The organism is Chromobacterium sp. HL1 (genome assembly GCF_057418835.1).
Genome location: NZ_CP162399.1, coordinates 822,846 through 843,604, shown reverse-complemented (window position 1 = coordinate 843,604; position 20,759 = coordinate 822,846). Strand labels below are relative to the sequence as shown.

General features: G+C 65.4%; 19 protein-coding genes. 6 read left to right on the top strand and 13 right to left on the bottom strand.

Annotation, left to right across the window (positions count from 1 at the left end):
- Positions 1-85 precede the first annotated feature (85 nt).
- A complete protein-coding gene (locus AB1Z25_RS03880) occupies positions 86-289 on the bottom strand; it encodes a hypothetical protein (RefSeq protein ID WP_107798271.1) in 204 nt (67 codons plus the stop codon).
- 818 nt (positions 290-1,107) lie between these two features.
- Here AB1Z25_RS03880 and AB1Z25_RS03875 point away from each other — a divergent pair.
- A complete protein-coding gene (locus AB1Z25_RS03875) occupies positions 1,108-2,817 on the top strand; it encodes a potassium/proton antiporter (protein ID WP_107798270.1) in 1,710 nt (569 codons plus the stop codon).
- Here the strand turns inward: AB1Z25_RS03875 and AB1Z25_RS03870 are convergent.
- Complete coding sequence (locus tag AB1Z25_RS03870; protein ID WP_107798269.1) at positions 2,809-3,681, bottom strand: ATP-binding protein; 873 nt, start codon at positions 3,679-3,681, stop codon at positions 2,809-2,811. The genes AB1Z25_RS03875 and AB1Z25_RS03870 overlap by 9 nt on opposite strands.
- A 90-nt stretch (positions 3,682-3,771) precedes the next feature.
- On the bottom strand, positions 3,772-4,707 hold the full coding sequence (cysK, locus tag AB1Z25_RS03865) for a cysteine synthase A (protein ID WP_486636592.1): 936 nt from the start codon (positions 4,705-4,707) through the stop codon (positions 3,772-3,774).
- A 194-nt stretch (positions 4,708-4,901) separates the two neighbouring features.
- Between cysK and AB1Z25_RS03860 the strand changes: the two genes are divergently transcribed.
- Positions 4,902-5,777, top strand: a complete 876-nt coding sequence (locus tag AB1Z25_RS03860; RefSeq protein WP_486636591.1) for an ion transporter — start codon at positions 4,902-4,904, stop codon at positions 5,775-5,777.
- Here the strand turns inward: AB1Z25_RS03860 and AB1Z25_RS03855 are convergent.
- From AB1Z25_RS03855 to AB1Z25_RS03840, 4 genes are all read right to left on the bottom strand, one after another.
- Positions 5,770-6,294, bottom strand: coding sequence for an O-acetyl-ADP-ribose deacetylase (locus AB1Z25_RS03855; RefSeq protein ID WP_486636590.1), 525 nt, complete (start codon positions 6,292-6,294; stop codon positions 5,770-5,772). The genes AB1Z25_RS03860 and AB1Z25_RS03855 overlap by 8 nt on opposite strands.
- A gap of 93 nt (positions 6,295-6,387) precedes the next feature.
- Positions 6,388-7,776, bottom strand: a complete 1,389-nt coding sequence (gene bcaP / locus AB1Z25_RS03850) for a branched-chain amino acid transporter BcaP (RefSeq protein WP_486637341.1) — start codon at positions 7,774-7,776, stop codon at positions 6,388-6,390.
- 320 nt (positions 7,777-8,096) lie between these two features.
- A complete protein-coding gene (locus AB1Z25_RS03845) occupies positions 8,097-8,558 on the bottom strand; it encodes a DUF4136 domain-containing protein (protein WP_486636589.1) in 462 nt (153 codons plus the stop codon).
- A 4-nt stretch (positions 8,559-8,562) separates the two neighbouring features.
- Positions 8,563-9,453 carry a LysR family transcriptional regulator gene (locus AB1Z25_RS03840; RefSeq protein WP_227107082.1) on the bottom strand — a complete coding sequence of 297 codons (891 nt, stop codon included), beginning with the start codon at positions 9,451-9,453 and terminating at the stop codon, positions 8,563-8,565.
- A 185-nt stretch (positions 9,454-9,638) separates the two neighbouring features.
- On the opposite strand from AB1Z25_RS03840, the gene aceB reads away from it, so the two are divergent.
- The 4 genes from aceB to AB1Z25_RS03820 all read left to right on the top strand — a co-directional run bounded on the left by aceB (position 9,639) and on the right by AB1Z25_RS03820 (position 14,125).
- Positions 9,639-11,234, top strand: a complete 1,596-nt coding sequence (gene aceB / locus AB1Z25_RS03835; protein WP_107798263.1) for a malate synthase A — start codon at positions 9,639-9,641, stop codon at positions 11,232-11,234.
- A 235-nt stretch (positions 11,235-11,469) separates the two neighbouring features.
- Positions 11,470-12,663 (top strand): GGDEF domain-containing protein, encoded by a 1,194-nt coding sequence (locus tag AB1Z25_RS03830; RefSeq protein WP_486636588.1) that lies wholly within the window; start codon positions 11,470-11,472, stop codon positions 12,661-12,663.
- A 63-nt stretch (positions 12,664-12,726) separates the two neighbouring features.
- Entirely contained in the window at positions 12,727-13,416 is a 690-nt protein-coding gene (locus AB1Z25_RS03825; protein WP_107798261.1) for an SIMPL domain-containing protein, read from the top strand.
- A gap of 97 nt (positions 13,417-13,513) precedes the next feature.
- Positions 13,514-14,125 (top strand): glutathione S-transferase, encoded by a 612-nt coding sequence (locus AB1Z25_RS03820; RefSeq protein WP_048415078.1) that lies wholly within the window; start codon positions 13,514-13,516, stop codon positions 14,123-14,125.
- An 82-nt stretch (positions 14,126-14,207) separates the two neighbouring features.
- On the opposite strand, the gene AB1Z25_RS03815 is transcribed toward AB1Z25_RS03820, so the two are convergent.
- The 6 genes from AB1Z25_RS03815 to treP form a co-directional block, all read right to left on the bottom strand.
- Positions 14,208-14,543 carry a YnfA family protein gene (locus AB1Z25_RS03815; protein WP_166450669.1) on the bottom strand — a complete coding sequence of 112 codons (336 nt, stop codon included), beginning with the start codon at positions 14,541-14,543 and terminating at the stop codon, positions 14,208-14,210.
- A 22-nt stretch (positions 14,544-14,565) separates the two neighbouring features.
- Entirely contained in the window at positions 14,566-15,252 is a 687-nt protein-coding gene (locus AB1Z25_RS03810) for a DUF1345 domain-containing protein (protein WP_227107074.1), read from the bottom strand.
- A gap of 73 nt (positions 15,253-15,325) precedes the next feature.
- A complete protein-coding gene (locus AB1Z25_RS03805) occupies positions 15,326-16,117 on the bottom strand; it encodes an arylamine N-acetyltransferase family protein (RefSeq protein ID WP_107798260.1) in 792 nt (263 codons plus the stop codon).
- A gap of 122 nt (positions 16,118-16,239) precedes the next feature.
- Entirely contained in the window at positions 16,240-17,460 is a 1,221-nt protein-coding gene (locus AB1Z25_RS03800; protein WP_253313854.1) for a maltoporin, read from the bottom strand.
- Positions 17,461-17,556: 96 nt separating this feature from the next.
- Positions 17,557-19,209 carry an alpha,alpha-phosphotrehalase gene (treC, locus tag AB1Z25_RS03795; protein ID WP_486636587.1) on the bottom strand — a complete coding sequence of 551 codons (1,653 nt, stop codon included), beginning with the start codon at positions 19,207-19,209 and terminating at the stop codon, positions 17,557-17,559.
- 16 nt (positions 19,210-19,225) lie between these two features.
- The gene (gene treP, locus AB1Z25_RS03790) at positions 19,226-20,656 is read right to left on the bottom strand and encodes a PTS system trehalose-specific EIIBC component (RefSeq protein ID WP_486636586.1); all 1,431 of its coding nucleotides are present in this window, start codon (positions 20,654-20,656) and stop codon (positions 19,226-19,228) included.
- Positions 20,657-20,759: the final 103 nt, after the last annotated feature.

Sequence of the window (20,759 nt, the reverse complement as noted above, 5' to 3'; positions counted from 1 at the left end):
GGCCGGCAGCGCATTCTACCGCAAGCGCTCCCCAGCAATAAGGGCGCCGCGGCGCCCTTATTGACTCAACCAACTGTCTAAGACCTCAACCCGGGCGGCCCGGCTTGGTGCAGCCGGCGTCCTTATAAGGCTGGGAGCTGAACTGCGTCCAGCCCGGCCCCAGGGAGAATTGCGAGCAAGCGAGCTTGCCGTCGAGCTTGCTTTGCCACAGATACCAGGGCGCCGGCGCGGCCAGGGTCATCAAGGGGAAGGACAAGGCCGCCAGGGCCAGAATGATTTTGCGAGTCATTGCGCATACCTCAGACAAAGTGAAGGACACCACGGCCAAGATGAAGCGGCCAGGCAGGAAAATGCCATGACAATATACTGCATCATACTGTTGGCATAAAGCGCCTCATGCCACTTTGCCTGGAAGAATGCGCCAAGCTCTGCGCGCCTCCCCCTGACTAACGCGCAGCAATAAGGGCGCCGCGGCGCCCTCGTCTTCCTACCCGCGTCCGGAATGGCGCGCGCTGCTCTGGGCCGTAGCCGTCGGCAGCAGCCCCCGATCAGCCAGGACGGCCTTGAACGCGGCAACCCGCGTCTTTGTAAGGAATGCTATTGAGCAAAACCCAACCCGGTCCATAGGAGAATTGCGAGCACACCAGATGGCCGTCGGACTTGCTTTCCCATAGGTACCAAGGAGCCATGGAAGCAAAAGCCATCCAGGACACGCTCAGACCCGCCACCAGCAGGGCAATTTTACGGATAATCATACTCACCTCAATAATTATTTATCATTTAAATACAAACAAAAAATGCATAATTAATATACATTAATCTAAGCATTAAAATAACTGTTTCGTCATATATTTGGCAGTATTAACACCCAAAATAAAATGATCATGCCCCGTTAGAGCGCAAAAATTAACGGATTGCCCGTTTCAAGCACGGCCGATAAGCCTCAAAGTGTTACCATTAGCTCCGTAAACCTGCGAAATCTGCACATTTATCCCGATTGTCATTTCGTTGCCGCGTGTAGCGACACTGGGAAGGCCTTTTGCGCTCCGCCGCCGGGCTTGATCGATTTCGTCATGACCTCCCCCATCCCGCCGAAGGAGCTTGCACTTGGACACCTTAAACTCACTCATTCTGGCCGGCTCGCTGGTATTCCTCGCCAGCCTGGTGGTGTCCTCCATCGCCTCCCGCTTCGGCGCGCCGCTGCTGCTGGTCTTCCTCGCGCTGGGCATGCTGGCCGGCGAGGACGGCCCCGGCAAGATCGTGTTCAGCAATTACCAGCTCAGCTATGTGGTCGGCACCATCGCCCTGGTGGTGATCCTGTTCGACGGCGGCCTGCGCACGCGCCAGGACAGCTTCCGCATCAGCCTGAAGCCGGCCGGAGTGCTGGCCACGCTGGGCGTCTTGATCACCACTGGCGTGACCGGCCTGTTCGCCGCCTGGGTGCTGAATCTAAGCTGGCTGGAGGGCTTGCTGATCGGCGCCATCGTCGGCTCCACCGACGCCGCCGCGGTGTTCGCCCTCCTGTCCGGCCGCGGCCTGGAGATCAACCGCCGCGTCGGCAGCGCGCTGGAGATAGAATCCGGCAGCAACGATCCGATGGCGGTATTCCTGACCTCGGCGCTGATCGGGGTCTTGGGCCAGCAGGGCCAGGACGCCGGCGTCGCCGCCATGCTGTGGCTGTTCGTCAAACAGATGGGCCTGGGCGCCTTGGCCGGCTGGGCCGGCGGCAAGGCCATGGTCTGGCTGTTCCAGCGCCTGGGGCCGCGCGGCGCGATGCTGGCGCTGTTCAGCCTGGGCACCGCCGGCGCGCTGTTCAGCCTGACCACGGCGGCCGGCGGCAGCGGCTTCCTCGCCATCTACCTGGCCGGCATCGTGGTGGGCAACGCCCGGGTGGCGGACCTGCCCAATCTATTGAATATCCACGACGGCTACGCCTGGCTGGCGCAAGTGACCATGTTCCTGGTGCTGGGCCTCTTGGTGACGCCGTCCAATCTGCTGCCGGTGGCACCCTACGCGCTGGCGATCTCCATCGTGCTGATGCTGGTGGCGCGGCCGCTGGCGGTATGGCTGTGCATGCTGCCCTTCCCGGTGCCCAAGGCGGAAAAGCTGTTCATGAGCTGGGTGGGCCTGCGCGGCGCGGTGCCGGTGATTCTGGCCATTTTTCCACTGATGGCGGGGCTGCCCAATAGCCAGCTCTTCTTCAACGTGGCCTTCTTCGTGGTGATGATGTCGCTGCTGTTCCAGGGCTGGACCATCGCGCCGCTGGCTGAAAGGCTGAAGTTGAAACTGCCGGCGCGGCCGGACGTGGAACACCGGGTGCCGGTGGTCAGCGGCCAGGAAGCCCGCTACGAGGCGGCCTCCTGCCAGGTGCGCGCCGACAGCCCGGCCGAAGGCCAGCTGGCCGGCGAGCTGGCCTTGCCCAGCGGCGTGCGGCTGGCGGCGCTGTACCGCGACGAACAAGCGCTGGAACCGACGGCGAGCCAGACGCTGCGCGCCGGCGACTGGGCCTGCCTGATCGGCCCCGGCCCGGCGCTGGAAACGGCAGGCGAGGCCTTCCACCCGCCCGGCGAAGACCCCTATTACGGCTACTTCACCGTGTCCGGCCTGGCGCGGCTGGCCGATCTGGCCGACAGCTACGGCCTGAATCTGAGCGACCGCGACCGCGCCGACAGCATCGCCGACTACTGCAAGCGCGCTTGCGGCTATCCGCTGGTGGCCGGCGACGTGCTGCGGCTGGACCGGTTGGAGATGGTGATACGCGCGGCCGCCGACGGCCAGGTCAAGAGCGTGGGCCTGCGCTATTTGAAATCACAATAAGGCTTTGCGCTCCTTGGCGCCGCGCCCGGCCCAGTCGCAGGCGAACTGCCAGGCGACGCGGCCGGAGCGGCTGCCGCGCAGATGGCTCCAGTGCAGCGCCGCCTTTTCCGCCTCCGCGTCCAGCTTCAGGCCGAAATGCGCCAGCCACTCGGCCGCCGCCGCCAGATAAGCGTCCTGATCAAAGGGATAGAAGGACAGCCACAGCCCGAAACGGTCGGACAGCGACACCTTTTCCTCTATCGCCTCGCCCGGATGGATTTCGCCGTCCTGCACCCAGCCTTCGCGGTTTTCGCTCATTTTTTCCGGCATCAGATGACGGCGGTTGGACGTCGCGTACACCAGCACATTGTCGACGCGGCGCGCCAGGCCGCCGTCCAGCGCGGTCTTCAGCGCCTTGTAGGCGTCGTCGCCCTGTTCGAAGGACAGATCGTCGCAGAACAGGATGAAACGCTCCTTGCGTCCGGCCACCATCTCGACGATGCGGTTCAGATCGCCCAGCTGCGCCTTGTCCACCTCGATGATGCGCAGGCCCTTGGCGGCGAAGGCCGGCAACAGCGCCTTGACCAGCGAGGACTTGCCGGTGCCGCGCGCGCCGGTGAGCAGCACATTGTTGGCCGGCCGCCCCTTGACGAACTGGCGGGTGTTGCGCAGCAATTGCGCGCGCTGAGCGTCGATATGGGTCAGCCGCTCCAGTTCCGGCGCGTGCGGCTCCGCCACCGCCTCCAGCCAGCCGGCCATGCCCTGGCGCTGCCAGCGGAAAGCCAATGCGCTCCAATCCGGCTCCGGCCGCGCCGGCGGCAGCAAGGGCTCCAGGCGCGCCAGCATGGCTTCGGCCCGGGCCAGGAAGGCTTGCAACTGCTCCATGATTTCCCCTCGATGCGAAACGACAAAAACAAACAGCCTGGCAGAAAGCCGCCAGGCTGTCGATATTCGCGGCCGCGGCCGCGGCCGAACTCAGTCCGCCAGATGTTGGAACAAGGGCGTGGACAGATAGCGCTCGCCAAAGGAGGGAATCACCACCACGATCAGCTTGCCGGCGTTTTCCGGACGCTTGGCCAGTTCCAGCGCCGCCCACACCGCCGCGCCGGAAGAGATGCCCACCAGCAGGCCTTCGCGCGCGGCCACCGCGCGCGCGGTCTCCATCGCGTCCTCGTTCTTCACGCGGATGATTTCATCGTAAATGCCGGTGTTGAGGATGGCCGGCACAAAACCGGCGCCGATGCCCTGGATGGGGTGCGGGCCCTTGGCGCCGCCGGACAGCACCGGCGAGGCGTCCGGCTCCACCGCCACGATCTGCACGCCGGGCTTGCGCGCCTTCAGCACTTCGCCCACGCCGGTGATGGTGCCGCCGGTGCCCACGCCGGCGACGAAGATGTCGACCTGGCCGTCGGTGTCGTTCCACACTTCTTCGGCGGTGGTGTTGCGGTGGATGGCCGGGTTGGCCGGGTTCTCAAACTGCTGCGGCATGAAATGGCTGTCCGGATTCTGCTCCACCAGCTCGCGCGCCTTGGCGATGGCGCCGCCCATGCCGTCCGGCCCCGGGGTCAGGATCAGCTCGGCGCCGTAGGCGCGCAGCAGCTGGCGGCGTTCGCGGCTCATGGTTTCCGGCATGGTGATCACCAGCTTGTAGCCGCGCGCGGCGCAGACCATGGCCAGGCCGATGCCGGTATTGCCGGAAGTGGGTTCGACGATGGTGGTGTCCGGGCCGATTTTGCCGGCCTGCTCGGCGGCGTCTATCATCGCCACCGCGATGCGGTCCTTAACGCTGTGAGCCGGGTTGAAGAACTCCAGCTTGGCCGCCACGGCGGCGCCGCAGCCGTCGGTCACCCGATTAAGCCGCACCAGCGGGGTGTTGCCGATCAAATCCGTCACTGCATTGGCAATTCGCATCTTTATTCTCCACAGACAGTTTTGAAGAAAACCATATTACCCAGCATCATAAACAAGCCGAGCGACGATCCAAAATATTGTTTGCTTATAATCGACAAACTTGGCAGTCTCAGCCGGCCACGCGCTCTCCGCGGCCCGGCGGCTACACTGAAACCATCGCCCATCACCCGCAGACCAAGGTCCATTCCCCGCCTATGCCCACACAGGAAACCCTGATCCCGCTCACCGGCTGGCGCCGCAAGCTCTACATCATCATTTACGAGGCAGACACCCGGCCCGGCCGCATCTTCGACCTGGCCCTGATCGTCGCCATCCTGCTGTCGGTGCTGACGGTGATTCTGGAGAGCGTGCAAAGCATACAAGCGGCCTGGGGCGTCCAGCTCAAGATTCTAGACTGGTGTTTCACCATTCTGTTCACTATTGAATACGCCTTGCGGCTGATCTGCATCCATAAACCGATGCGCTATGTGAAAAGCTTCTTCGGCGTCATCGATCTGATGGCGGTGCTGCCGATGTATCTGGGTCTGTTCATCCCGGAAAGCCGCTTCCTGGCGGATATCCGCATCCTGCGGCTGCTGCGCATGTTCCGCATCCTCAAGCTGACGCGCTATATCGGCGAGGCCAGCGAACTGAAACGGGCGATGCTGGCCAGCCGCCGCAAGATCACGGTCTTCCTGGTCACCGTGGTCTTGCTGGTGGTGATTCTGGGCACGCTGATGTTCGTGATCGAAGGACCGGAGCACGGCTACACCAGCATCCCGGTCAGCATTTACTGGGCCATCGTCACCCTGACCACGGTGGGCTTCGGCGACATCACGCCCAAGACGCCGCTGGGCCAGGCGCTGGCCAGCGTGGTGATGATCACCGGCTACGGCATCATCGCGGTGCCCACCGGCATCGTCACCGCCGAAATCGCGCGCGGCAGCGGCGCCAAGAGCAAGACCACGGAGGCGGTGTCCGGCACCCGGCTGTGCCCGCACTGCTTCACCGAGGGCCACGACTGGGACGCGCGCTTCTGCAAGCACTGCGGCGGACAGTTGCCGCGTCCGTCCAAGGGCGAGGTCAGCTAACGCCGGCCAGCAACTGCCGGTAGCGGCCGGCCATCGCGTCGTCGAAGGCCACCAGCAACACCCGCCGCAGGCCATGCGGCTCGCGCACCAGCCAATCGCGCACCGTCTCCACCGCGATGGCGGCGGCCTGCTGCTGCGGATAGCCGTAGACGCCGCAGCTGATCGCCGGGAAAGCGATGCCGTCCAAACCATGCCGCGCCGCCAGTACCAGGCTGTTGCGGTAGCAAGCGGCCAGCAGCTCCGCCTCGCCGTGAGCGCCGCCCTGCCACACCGGGCCCACGGTGTGGATCACATGCCGCGCCGGCAGCCGGTAGCCGGCGGTCAGCTTGGCTTCGCCGACGCGGCAGCCGTGCAAGCTCCGGCATTCCGCCAGCAGTTCCGGTCCGGCGGCCCGGTGGATGGCGCCGTCCACGCCGCCGCCGCCCAGCAAGCGGGTGTTGGCGGCGTTGACGATGGCGTCCAGCGCCAGCGTGGTGATGTCGCCCTGCCATGCCGTCAATTCGGTCTTCGCTTCCATTGCGTCCCCTCCTCCGTCCAAGCCGCCATTATCCGCCCGCCGGCGCCGGGCGCAAAAAAAGCCGGCTGACGCCGGCTTTTTCCTTTTTCCGCCTTAAGCAGGATTGTTCAACAGCGAATTGCGCCGCGAATAGCCAAAGTACACCACCAGGCCGATCAACAACCAGGCCATGAAGCACAGCCAGGTCAGCAGCGACAGCTGAGTCATCAGGAAGCCGCAGCACAGGATGGCCAGCGTCGGGATGTAGGGCACGCCCGGGCAGACGAATTTGCGCGGCAGATCCGGCTCGCGCTTGCGCAGCACGATCACCGACAGCGCGATCAGGGTGAAGGCGGCCAGGGTGCCGATGTTCACCAGCTCGGCCAGGGTGTGCAGCGGCACGAAGCCGGCCAGCAAGGCGATGATGGTGCCGATCAGCCAGGTGGCCTTGTACGGGGTGCCGTACTTGGGGTTCACCTCGGAGAAGATCTTGGGCAGCAGGCCGTCGCGCGACATCGCGAACAGGATGCGGGTCTGGCCGTAAGTCATCACCAGGATCACCGTCATCATGCCGAGGATGGCGCCCAGGTCGACGAAGCCGGCGAACCAGTCCAGCTTGGCCACTTGCAAGGCCAGCGACACCGGGTGGTCGACGCCGGCGAACTGCATATAAGGCACGATGCCGGTCATGATGGCGGCCACCACCACATAGAGCAGCGAACACACGCCCAGCGACCAGATCACCCCGCGCGGGATGTCCTTGGCCGGGTTCTTCACTTCCTCGGCGGCGCAGGTCACCGCGTCGAAGCCGATGAAGCTGAAGAACACGATGGCGGCGCCGTGGAACACGCCGGAGAAACCGAAGGGCAGTGCCGGCTGCCAGTTCACCGGCTTGACGTGCCACACGCCGATGCCGATGAACAGCAACACCACGCCCACCTTGATCAGCACCACCACATTGTTGACGCGCTTGGATTCCTTGATGCCGAAGGCCAGCAAGGCGGTGATCACCATCGCCACGCAGAAGGCCGGCAGATTGAACAGCGTCTGCTTGCCCGGCAGCGAGCCGGCGGCGGCGGTCAGGTATTCAGGCAGGGTCACGCCGAAGCCGGACAGCAGGCTCTGGAAATAACCGGACCAGCCCACCGACACCGCCGACGAGGCCAGCAGGTATTCCAACAGCAAGTCCCAGCCTATGATCCAGGCGATCATCTCGCCCAGCGTGGCGTAAGCGTAAGTGTAAGTGGAGCCGGAAACCGGCAGCATGGAAGCGAACTCGGCGTAGCACAGCGCGGCGAAGCCGCAGGCGAAGGCGCTGATCACGAAGGAAAGCACCAGTCCGGGGCCGGCCACCGTGGCGCCGGTGCCGGTCAGCACGAAGATGCCGGTGCCGATGATGGCGCCGATGCCGAGCATGGTAAGGTCGAAAGCGGAAAGCTCCTTGCGAAGCCCACGCGAGGTCTGAGCGGTAGCCAGCATTCCCTGGACGCTCTTTTTGCGCATCAAACTCATTTGTTTCACTGTCCCGTAACGGCCGTCCGGTACAACGACAAAGCGCCCGCTGTCCCGGCGGGCGCTTCATACTCGGATAGGGCCTGTATGATCTGTTGTGTCCTCTCCCCGCTGCTCTGTCTGTCGTTGGCTTTAAATAAACGCGATAACAAGGGCTTGCCGTTGTCGAGCGCGGTGCTTAAGCCGCCGATCCACGCAGTTCATGCCGGGGAAGAATGCGATAGTACCGCAGGGCCGGCCGCCGGCAATACGGGAAACCCCATATAGCCCGCGGCCATCAAACCCTGCGTGTCATCATAGCGCAAAACAAATCATGGCAATGGCATTAAATCTATCAATTTGCGCGCGGCGTTCTCCAATTGCTGACGGCCGTTGTCGCCGTCGCCCAATTCCTGCTGGCCCTGCCACAGCACGGCGCCGTCGGCGCTGTTGACCACTTCCAGCGCCAGCGTGCGCACCGTGCGCACCTGATAGTCCGGCGACCAATACATGCCGCCGCCGTAGCGCCAATCGCGCCAACCGCCGGCGTACCAGCCGTCCGCCGGCCAATACACCTGGCGCTGCTGGCTTTGCTTGAAGCACAGCTTCCATTGCGGATGCGCCTCGTCCACCGCCGCCCCCTTCAAGACCAGCCGGTCCAGCAGCCACTCGCGCATGTCCACGCCGGCGCCGGCCGACGGCAGGCAGCTCAGTCCCACCGTGCTCGCGCCGGCCCAGGACGGGCCGGCCGCCAGCAGCGCCAAGAGCGCCGCCATCGCTGTTTTCATCTTCATCGCCTCAATTCCAATAAGCCGCGTCAGCATACACTGACCGCAAATAGTCGACGAAGTGCCGTACCCGCGCCGGCAGCAGGCGGCGCTGCGGCACCACCGCGCACACCGGATAGTCCGGCGCGGAGAATTCATCCAGCACCGTCACCAGCCGGCCGTCGGACAGATCGTCCTTCACCTCCCACAGCGAACGCCAGGCCAGGCCCAGGCCCTGCAAGGCCCAGTCGTGCAGCACCGCGCCGTCGTTGCACTCCAGCCGGCCGCTCACGCGCAGGTTCACCGCCTCGCCGTCGCGGCGGAACGCCCAGCCACGGCTCTGGCTCTCGCCCAGCGACAGGCAGTTGTGCTCGGCCAGATCCTCCAAGCGGCGCGGCAGGCCGTGACGCGCCAGATAGGCCGGCGCCGCCACCACCACGCGGCGGTTTTCCGCCAGCCGGATCGCCACCAGCGAGGAATCGGCCAGGTCGGAGATGCGGATCGCGCAATCGATGCGGTCGCGCTGCAGGTCCACCAGCCGGTCCGACAGATCCAGCGTCACCTTGACGTCCGGATGGCGTAGCTGGAAACCGGCGATGTGCGGCGCCACATGCTTGCGGCCGAAGCCGGCCGGCGCCGACACCCGCAGATGGCCGCGCGCGCGGCCGCTGCCGGAAGCCACCGCCGCTTCGGCGTCCTCCAGGTCGGCGAGGATGCGCTGACAGTCTTCGAAAAAGGCCGCGCCCTCCTGAGTGAGCGCCAGGCTGCGCGTGCTGCGGGTCAGGAGCTTGACGCCCAGCCTCTCCTCCAGCGCGTCAATGCGCCGGCCGATGATGGCCGGCACCACGCCCTCCTGGCGCGCGGCGGCCGACAAACTGCCCTGCGACACCACGGCGACAAAGGTCTCCAATTGTTTCAACATCCGGGCCGCCCCACGATTAGCTAACAAAAAGTAAAAGATGATATGTCTATATATGCATTTTTTTTTACGCTTTGCCTAGATAGACTAGCCAGGTCCCGTTTCACTGTCCCAGGTCCGGACGCGGGCGCCGCCCGTCCCGGCGCGTCCGCTCGCCGCCCCGTCCAACGATGCAAAGGAGTCCCAGCATGGCAGCCGCGCTTCCCCAGGGGATGGAAATCCTCGCTACGCTCACCCCGGCCTACGCCGACATCCTCAGCCACGACGCGCTGGCCTTCGTCGCCAAGCTGCACCGCCGCTTCGAGCCGCGCCGCCGCGAGCTGATGGCCGCCCGCGCCGCGCGCCAGGCGGAACTGGACGCCGGCAAGCTGCCGGACTTCCTGCCCGACACCGCCGCCATCCGCGCCGGCGACTGGAAGATCGCTCCGCTGCCGGACGACTTGCTGGACCGCCGCGTGGAAATCACCGGCCCGGTGGACCGCAAGATGATGATCAACGCGCTCAATTCCGGCGCCAAGAGCTTCATGGCGGATTTCGAGGACTCCAACTGCCCAAGCTGGGACAACCAGATCAACGGCCAGATCAATGTCCGCGACGCCTACCGCAAGACCATTTCCTTCGCCAACCCGGACGGCAAGCAATACCGGCTCAACGCCGACACCGCCACCTTGCTGCTGCGGCCGCGCGGCTGGCATTTGATGGAAAAGCACGTCAAGGTGGACGGCGACATCGTCTCCGGCGCGCTGTTCGACTTCGCCCTGTCCTTCTTCCACAACATCGAATTCTTGCGCGGCTCGGGCAGCGCCACTTATTACTACCTGCCCAAGATGGAAAGCCATCTGGAAGCGCGGCTGTGGAACGAGGTGTTCGTCTTCGCCCAACAGGAGCTGTCCATCCCCCAGGGCACGATCAAGGCCACGGTGCTGATCGAAACCATACTCGCCGCCTTCGAAATGGACGAAATCCTGTACGAATTGCGCGAGCACAGCGCCGGCCTCAACGCCGGCCGCTGGGACTACATCTTCAGCTGCATCAAGAAATTCCGCCAGAACCGCGACTTCTGCCTGGCCAACCGCGCCCAGATCACCATGACGGTGCCCTTCATGCGCGCCTACGCGCTGCTGCTGCTGAAAACCTGCCATCGCCGCGCGGCGCCGGCGATAGGCGGCATGGCGGCGCTGATTCCGATCAAGAACGATCCGGAGGCCAACGAGAAGGCGCTGGCCGGCGTCCGGGCGGACAAGGAACGCGACGCCGCCGACGGCTACGACGGCGGCTGGGTGGCCCACCCCGGCCTGGTGCCCATCGCCGCCGAGGCCTTCGGCAAGGTGCTGGGCGACGCGCCCAACCAGATCGCCAAGCAGCGGCCGGACGTTCAGGTCGGCGCCGCCGACTTGCTCAACTTCCAGCCGGAAGCGCCGATCACCGAAGCCGGGCTGGCGATGAACATCAATGTCGGCATCCAGTACCTGGGCGCCTGGATTTCCGGCAACGGCTGCGTGCCCATCCACAATCTGATGGAAGACGCCGCCACCGCCGAGATCTCCCGCTCTCAGATCTGGCAATGGATGCGCAGCCCCAAGGGCGTGCTGGACGATGGCCGCAAAGTCACCGTCGAGCTGTTCCGCCAGCTGCACGCGGCGGAGACGGCCAAGCTCAAGGCCGAGTACGGCGCGCGCTGGACCCGCCAGTACGACGACGCGGCGGCGATGTTCGATCTGCTGACCACCTCGGACGATTTCGTCGAGTTCCTGACGCTGCCGGGATACGAATACCTGGCCTGACAGGACAAATGAATCCCGGCGGCCTCATTGTCGGGATTTGTCAGCCCGGCTGCGTAGCTTTGCGGATTGAAGAGCATGGACAAGGGCCCTATGATGGGCCGCTTGTCATAATTCACCTTGCAAAGCGCGCCCGCCTCGGAGCCTGTTCAAGCTCTGGCGCCCGCCCGCGACACAGGGCGCCGCGCTCGCCGCGCGAGCTTTCAACGCGCGCAGCGGACTTTGAACAGACTCCTACATGCAAAGCATCCTCGACTTCCAGGCCACCGTGCTCAGCACCACCGGTTACGGCCTGGTGCTGACCGCCGTCATCACGATGTTCTGGCTGCGCAACCGCGACGAGCGGGCCTTTCTGTATTTCTGCGCGGCCGGCGTCTGCGTCAGCCTGGGCGGCGTGTTCAGCCTCTTGCCCATCGGCCTGCCGCCGTGGCCGCAACTGGTGTTCAACAATCTGCTGTGGATGCTGTTCCATCCCGTCGCGCTCTGCGGCATCCGCCACCTGAACGGCAAGCGTCCGCGCGTCTGGCAAAGCCTGTTGCTGGCGGCCGCCGGCATGAGCGCCTATATACTGGCCGGCCCGGCCGATATGGGACGCCGCACCGCCGCGGTCTGCCTGGTTTATCTGATCGCCTGGCTGCTGGCCGCGCGCGAGCTGTGGCCCGGACATTCCCGCATCGGCGGCGCCGGCCGCAAGATGGCGCTGACGGTCTGCCTGCTGTACGCCTTGCTGGCGCTGGCGCGCATCGTCCACGCCGGCTGGGCCGGCGAGGTCTACGACGCCGACGCGATGCGCTTCACCATGCTCAGTTCGCTGGGCATGCACTGGCTCAGCTTCAGCTTCATCCTGTGCGCGCTGTACATCTGCTACGAGCGCGCGCTGGAGCGGACCCAGCACCAGGCCAGCCACGACGGCCTGACCAATCTGCTCAACCAGCGCCGCTTCCGCGAACTGGCCGAGGCCGCCTGCCGCCGCGCCTGGCGCGAGCGCAAGCCGCTGGCGCTGCTGCTCTTGGACGTGGACCACTTCAAAAGCATCAACGACCGCTACGGCCACCAGTGCGGCGACCTGGTGCTGCAGCAACTGGCCGCCTGCCTGCGCGCGGAGGCGGGCCGCGACGACATCGTCGGCCGTTACGGCGGCGAGGAGTTCGTGATGCTGCTGCCGCGCACCGGCCTGGAGGACGCGCACGCGGCCGCGCAACGCATCCTGCGCGCGGTGGACGCGCTGCGGCCGCAACCGGCCGCCGCCGCCCCGCCCTTGCGCGTCAGCGTCAGCATCGGGGTGGCCAGCACCAGCCAGCAGCCTTACGACGGCCTCTCCAGCCTGTTCCGCGCCGCGGACGGCCAGCTCTACCGGGCCAAGCGCAACGGCCGCAACCGGATAGAACTGGCCGAAGGGCAGTATGCCGTCGGAAACTTTTCTCGGGCATGATGGGCCTACACACTGCAAATCGGACTTTTCCGATCAAGACAACAATGTCATGGGAATCGACACATGAACAAACCAACTCTCTTGCTTGCCAGCCTCGGAACCCTGTTCGCCGTCAGCGCCGCCCCGGCGCTGGCCGAAAGCACCCAGCTCAATCTGTCCGCCAGCGCGCAGCGCGAAGTGGCCAACGACCAGATCAGCGCCACCTTCTACCAGCAAATGAGCAACGCCCAGCCGGCGGTGCTGGCCGATAGGCTTAACAAGGCCGCCGCCCAGGGCATTGCGCTGGGCCGCAACTACTCCAAGGTGCAGCTGTCCAGCGGCGGCTACAACACCTGGCCCAATTACGACAAAAACGGCAAGATTCAGGGCTGGCAAGGCCGGGTGGAAATCCAGCTGAAGAGCCGCGACTTCACCCAGGCCGCCGAACTGATGGCCAAACTGCAACAGAACCTGTTGCTGCAAGGACTGCAATTCAGCGTGTCCGACCAGGCGCGCAAGGAAGCCGAGCAGAGCATGCTGCCGGAGGCCATCGCCAATCTGGAAGCCCAGGCCAAGATCGCCGCCAAGGCGATTGGCAAAAACGTCAGCAATATCAAGGAACTGGACATAGGCAGCCAGTCGCCCATCTTCCGCCCGCCGATGATGATGAAGGCCGCCGGCATGGCAGCCAACGCGGAAGTGGCCCAACCGGACCTGCAGCCAGGACAATCGCAACTGCAACTGCAAGTCAGCGGCAAGGTGGAGTTGAAGTAAGCCTTCCAGCCGCCACGGCATTGCGCTAAAGTAGTCGCTCGCCAGGCCTCGCGTCCGGCGAGCACTTCGCCAGCCATCATCCAGAACGACCCGAAACATGAAACTGATCGCCTCGTTGACCAGCCCCTACGCCCGCAAGGTGCGCATCGTGCTGGCCGAAAAGAAAATAGACTGCCCGCTGGAGGAGGACGTGCCGTGGAACGCGGATACCCGCGTCGGCGACTACAATCCTCTGGGCAAGGTGCCGGTTCTGGAACTGGATGACGGCTCGACGCTGTACGACTCGCGCGTCATCGCCGAGTATCTGGACAATATCTCCCCGGTGTCGCGCATCCTGCCGCAGGAAAACCGCCTGCTGATCGCCACCCGCCGCTGGGAAGCGCTGGCCGACGGCATCGTCGACGCCGCGGTGGCCATCGTGCTGGAAAAACGGCGCCCGGACGACAAGCAGATGCCGGAAGCGATCGCGCGCCAACGCGGCAAGATAGACCGCGGCCTGGCCGCGCTCGCCGCCGATCTGGCCGACCGCCAATGGTGCAACGGCGTGAGCTACAGCCTGGCCGATATCGCCGTCGGCGCCTGCCTGGGCTATCTGGATTTCCGCTTCCCGGAAATAGACTGGCGCGACAGCCATCCCAATCTGGCCAGCCTGCTGGAGCGGCTGATGACGCGGCCGTCCTTCGCCGACACCCTGCCGCCGGCCGCCTGAGCCGCGCCGCCGTCAAAAAAAACCGGGCCCAAGCCCGGTTTTTTCATGTCGTCTCGCCACGCGGCGGATAGACAATCCGTTCTCAGACCGGCCGCGGCGCCAGCATGATGATGGCCATCCCGCACAAGGCCACCGCCGCGCCGGCCATGTCCCAAACACTGGGCCGCACGCCGTCCACCAGCCACAGCCACAACAGCGCCACCGCCACGTAGACGCCGCCGTAGGCGGCATAGACCCGGCCCGCCGCCGCCGGATGCAGGCTGAGCAACCAGACGAAGAGCGTCAAGGCCAGCGCCGCCGGCAGCAACAGCCACCACGGCCCCTCCTTGCGCAGCCACAGCCAGGGCAAGTAACAGCCGACGATTTCCGCCACCGCGGTCAGGCCGAACAAGAGCAATAATTTCAAAGCATTCAACATGGGGTCTCGCTGCGCGCCGGCATCAGATCAGGCCGGCGGCGATATTGATCATCAAGGCCAACACCGTGGCGTTGAAAAAGAAGGACAGCACGCAATGCAGCGTGCCCACCTTGCGCATGGCGCTGGTGGTGTAGCTGACGTCGGCCGTCTGTCCGGACGTGCCTATGATGCAGGCGAAATAGAGGAAGTCGCCGTAATCCGGCTCCTCCTTGCCGGGAAACTCCAGGCCCGGCGCCAGGCCGCGCGCGTGGGCGGCGTAGTAGGCGCGCGCGTAATGCAGCGCGAACATCACGTGAATAAAGGCCCAGGAGGAAAAAATGGTCAGGATGGCCAGCGCGACGTGGACGGCGCGCGGCCAGCCGTGCAGGTCCTTGACCGCCGCCAGCTCCAGCACGATGGCGGCCAGGCTGGCCAGCGCCGCCAAAACGGCCAGCGTCATCACCAGCGTCTGCCCCTCGTCCTCCAGCCTGGCCCAATGGCGGATGTGCTGACGGCCCTCGCTGAACATCATCCAGGCCACTAGCGCCAGATAGAGCGCGGCGCCGGCGTTCCAGCCGACGATGTAGCGGGTGATCTCCCGCATCGGCAACAGCCAGGGCAGCGCCAGCACGGTCAGCAGGCCGACGGCGGCGGCGATCACCAGCCGCGGACGGGCCAGCAGCATGCGCGCCGGCGCGAACCGGCGGACGGAGCGAAACAGGGCGGACATGGCGGCGAAACTCCCGGCAATGGATCAGGGCCTCAGTGTACCTGTCCCGGCGCGGGCGGCAAGCCCTCGCCGCTCAGCCCGGCGACGCGCTAAAGCGCCGGGTGAACAGCCGGCGGAAGGTCTCGAACTCGCCCGGCGCCAGCGTCAGCCGGCATTGCCTGCCGTTGCGGGTCTCGGTCAGCGCGTCCTCGGTCAGCACCCGGCTGCCTTCGGCGGTCAGCAGGGCCATCAGCCGGCTCTTGTTGAACGGCGAGCGCGGATCCTCGGCGATGCGGCGCTGGATCTCGCTCAGCGCGCCGCAATCGGCGATCTCGTCGTCCAGATCGAAACCGTAGGCGATGCGCCAGCTCTCGCCCTCCCCCGGCGGCCGCCGCTCCAGTTGCGCGAAGCCGGCGCCGGCCGGCCAGGCCACTCGGTAGTCGCCGTTGGCGGAGCGCGCCACTTCGCCGCACAGCGGCACCATGCGCAGCGGCTGCTTGAGGCCGTAGCCGCAATCCAGCAGATAGCCCTGGCCTTGATGCCACAGCAGAATGGCGACATGGGTGCCGCCCAGCGGCAACCAGTCCTGGCTGTCTTCATCGAAGATCGTCGCGCGGATCAGGCTGGCTTCCAGGCCGTTACGGCGCAGGAAGAGATAAAGCAAGGGATTGAGTTCGTAACACAGGCCGCCTTCGTCGCGCAGCGCGATTTTTTCCAGCAGGCTGTGCTCGCTGATGGGCTCGGGCCCGCCCTGGAACAGGCTCAGGTTTTCAAACGGCAGGCTCAAGGCCGTCTCGCGCAGCAAGGCGTCGATGTCCTCGAAAGCCAGCGGCCGCTGCGCGTCCCAGCCGACGCGGGCCCGAAAAAGAGCGTTGATGTCCGGCATAGTCCCTCCCGTCTAGCGTCAGACAGGCAATCTAACAGTCGCCGGACGGGATCGACAGATCAATTATCCGGGCGAGACGTTCAAAAAATTTGATGGTCCGCCCCCTTGCGCTCAAACGCCGCTCACCACCAATGTTCCAGCTGCACCCCGAAGGTGGAGCCGCTGAGCGCGTTGCCGAAGGCGCCGCCTTCGGCCAGCGTCGAGCCGGGCGCGGCCGCCTGCTGGGCGGCGCGGTTCCAGCGCGCGTAGGTGTAGAAGAAGCGCAGTTCCGGCCGGCTCCAGAACGCCTTGTCCAGCGCCAGCGTCGGCGCGATGGTGAACTTGCTCAGAGTGCGGACCTGTCCGTCGGCGGCCTTGACCCGGTCGAAACCCAGCTCGGCCGCCAGCTTGAAGCGCTCGCCGAAGGCGTAGACCGGCCGCGCGCCGGCCGACCACCAGGTCTGCCCGCCGTCCGGCCGCGCGTCGCGCTGCCAGGCCAGCATCAGCTGGCCGCCGAACTCGCGCGTGGCCTGCCAGTCCAGCGCCTCCACCAGGCGGCTGCGGCGCGCGCCGCTGTCGCTGACGAGGCTGCCGGTGCCGCCCAGGCCGGTGCCCGGTCCCACCCCGTATTGCAGCGAGAACAGATTGCGGCCGCCCAACACGCCTTTTTGCTCGTGCAGCGCGCTGAGCGACCAGCCGCTGTTCGCGCCCGCCACCTGGCCGGCGCGCTGGATGTAGCTGAGGCCCAGGCTCAGCTCGCCGCCGGGATTGACGGCGATGCCGCCCAATTGCAGATCGTGCTTATTAGCCTGGTCCGCCTGCCACCAATTGTCGTTGCGCGAGAAGGCGTAGCTGAGCTTGAGCTCCCGGCCCAGCTTGAAATCCTCCAGGCCGAAGCCGGTGCCGCTGGGGTTCCAGAAATAAAAGTCGGCGATATGCACGTCGTGACGCTTGTAGTAGCGCCGGCCGGCCCACAGCGTGGCGCCGTTCAGCTGCGGGATGTCGCTCCATTTGGCGTAGGCCTGCGGTAGCCGGACATTGCCGTTGTCGCCCTGGAAGGTCAGCGAATGGCCGTTGCGGTTGTACAGGCTGGCCATGCCCACCACGCTGAGCTTGCTGCCGTTGTCGGCCTGGAACAGCTGCTGGCCCAGTTCCAGTTCGGCGTACTGCTCGCATTCGTTGCCGAGCCGGTACTTGGTTTCGGCGCCGGCCAGCTGGAAGCAGCTCTGTTTGCCGCCGCCGTCCGATCCGCCGGCGCCCAGGCGGGCGTAGCCGTGAAAGTCCAGCGCCTGGGCGGCGGCGGGCAGCAGCAAGGGGGCGGACAAGGCCAGCAAGGCCAGGCCGCGGGGTGCGAATTGAGTCATTGTTCTCTCCATTTCCCTTAGTTTTGGGCACAGCGCGGCCTGCCGGCCGGGAATGCCGGCAGCTCGCAGAGGATTCACTCCTCGAAAATCTGAGGCTCAGTTCAGAACGGCGCGGTACATCAACGATTCGTAAGGCCGCAGCCGCGCCCGGGCGGGATGCGCCGCCGCGTCGGCGTAATTGGCGCACAGCAGCTGCCAGGCGTGATCCGGGCCCAGGTAGTCGGCCGGCGGCGAATAGTCGCGCTCCTCGGCGCTGAAATTGCTGATCACCAGCAGCTTCTCGCGCGCTCCGGTCCGCGCGTAGACCCATAGCGCCGTATCGTCCGGCGTCAGGCAGCGGTAATCGCCGTCGCTGAAGATCGGGTACTGCTTGCGCAGCGCGATCAAACTCCGGTAATGCTGCAGCACCGAGTCCGGGTCGCGGCGCGCGGCGGCGACGTTCACCGTCTCCGCGTCCGGCGCCAGCCCTATCCACGGCTCGCGCCGCGAGAAGCCGGCGAAGCGGCCGTCGTCCCATTGCATAGGCGTGCGCGAGTTGTCGCGCGACTTCTGCCGGATCGCCGCCATCGCCTCTTCCCGCCCCAGGCCGTCGGCCAGCAGCTGGCGATAGGCGTTGCGGGTTTCCACGTCGCGGTAGTCGTCGATATCGGCGAAGCCGGGGTTGGCCATGCCGATTTCCTCGCCCTGGTAGATGTAGGGCGTGCCTTGCAGGCCGTGCAGCGTGGTCGCCAGCATCTTGGCGGACTCCAGCCGGTAGCGGCCGGCGTCGCCGAAGCGCGACACCACTCGCGGCTGATCGTGGTTGCACCAGAACAGCGCGTTCCAGCCGCCGCCCTCGTGCATGCCGCGCTGCCAATCAGACAGGATGCGTTTGAGCGCGATGAAATCGAAGGGCGCCGCGCGCCATTTCTCGCCGTCCGGGTAATCCACTTTCAAATGGTGGAAGTTGAAGGTCATCGACAACTCTCGCCGCTCGGGATGCGAATAGGCGACGCAGTGCTCCAGCGAGGTGGACGACATCTCCCCCACCGTCATCAGATCGCGGCCGGCGAACACCTCGCGGTGCATCTGCTGCAGGTATTCGTGCACTCGTGGGCCGTCGGTGTAGAAATGGCGGCCGTCGCTGTCGTCCTCGGAAAAGGCCGGGTCCTTGGAAATCAGATTGATCACGTCCAGCCGGAAACCGGACACGCCCTTGTCCGCCCAGAAGTTCATCATGTCGAACACCGCGCGCCGCACCGCCGGGTTGTCCCAGTTCAGATCCGCCTGGGTCTTGTCGAACAGGTGCAGATAATACTGGCCGCTGGCCTCGTCCCACTCCCAGGCCGATCCGCCGAACTTGGAGCGCCAGTTATTGGGCCGGTCGCGCCAGATGTAGAAATCCCGATAGGGATTGTCCCGGCCCTGCAAGGCCTGACGGAACCACGGATGCTCGGTGGAAGTGTGGTTGACCACGATGTCCAGCATCACCCCGATGCCGCGCAGCCGCGCCTCGGCCAGCAGCAGTTCGAAATCGGCCATGCTGCCGTAGGCCGGGTCTATGGCGTAGTAATCGCTGACGTCGTAGCCGTTGTCGCGCTGCGGCGAGCGGTAGAACGGCGTCAGCCAGAGATAATCCACCCCCAGCCAGGCCAGGTAGTCCAGCTTGTCCGCCACCCCCAGCAGATCGCCGGTGGCCGTGCCGTGGTGGCTGTAAAAGCTCTTGGGGTAAATCTGGTACACCACCGCGGATTTCAAATTCTTGTTCATCGGAACGGCTTTCGTATCAGGACTGCGGCAGCTGACGGCGCGCCAATACCCAGGTCAGCGCGAACGGCGTCACCAGGGCCACCACCATGCCCACCAGGAACATCGGAATCTGCTGCGGAATGATGGAGATGAAGGCCGGCAGGCCGCCGACGCCTATCGCCGAAGCGCGCACATGGCTGAGGGTGATGGTGGCCGCCGCCAGCGCGGAACCGGCCAGCGCCGCGTAGAACGGCAGCTTGTAGCGCAGGTTGACGCCGAACATCGCCGGCTCGGTGATGCCGAAGAAGGCGGAAATCGCCGAGGTGGACGCCATGCTCCTCTCATTGCTGGCGCGCGCCAGCCAGAACATCGCCAGCGCGGCGCTGCCCTGGGCGATATTGGACAAGGCGATCATCGGCCAGATGAAGGTGCCGCCCTGGTTGGCGATCAGCTGCAGATCCACCGCGATGAACATATGGTGCATGCCGGTCAACACCAGCGGCGCGTACAAGGCGCCGAACAGCATCGCGCCCAGCACGGGCGCCAGGTTGAACACATAGACCAGCGCGTCGGTGATGGCGATGCCCAGGTGGCGCGCCACCGGGCCGATCACCGCCAGCGCCAGCACCCCGCTGACCACGATGGTGACGATGGGCACCACCAGCAGCTGGACGGAATTGGGCACCCGCGGCCGCAGCCACAGCTCCACCCTGCACATCACCCAGGTGGCGGCCAGGATGGGCAGAATCTGCCCCTGGTAGCCCACTTTCTCAATGCGGAACCAGCCCAGCACATCGAAATACGGCAGCGCGGCGCCGTCCAGGCCGGCGGCGGCCTTGCCGTAGTTCCAGGCGTTGAGCAGGTCCGGATGCACCAGCAGCAGGCCCAGCACGATGCCCAGCACCTCACTGCCGCCAAAGCGCTTGGCCGCCGACCAGCCCACCAGCGCCGGCAGGAAGACGAAGGAGGTGTTGGCCATCATATTGATCAGCCCCCACACCCCGTCCAGGCCCGGGTAGGCGTCCAGCAGGCTCTTGCCGTCGATGAACATGCCCTTGGCGCCCAGCAGATTGTTCAAGCCCATCAGCAGGCCGGCCACGATGATGGCGGGCAGGATGGGCATGAACACGTCGGAGAACACCTTGACCAGCTGTTGCAAGCGGCCCTGCTTCTGATCGCCGCTGGCCTTGACCTCGGCCACGGTGGCGCGCTGCAGCGCCGCCAGTTCGATCAAGGGCTGGTAGACCCGGTCCACGTCGCCGGAGCCGATCACGATCTGAAACACGCCGCCGTGACTGAACTGACCCTTGATCAGGTCCACCTGGCGCAAGGCCTCCTGGTCCACCCGGCTTTCGTCCTTCAAGGACAGGCGCAGCCGGGTAATGCAGTGCGCGGCCTGCTGGAGGTTGTCGCGGCCGCCCACCGCTTCGAGTATCTGCGCGGCTATCTTCTGGTAATCGTGGCTCATCTGAGGGTCCCTGTATCTCTCGGCCGACGGTCTGCGCCGTCTAGCCCGTTATCAAACCTGGCGGCGATATTGGCAAGCGCCGCCGATGCTGATGGCACGCTAA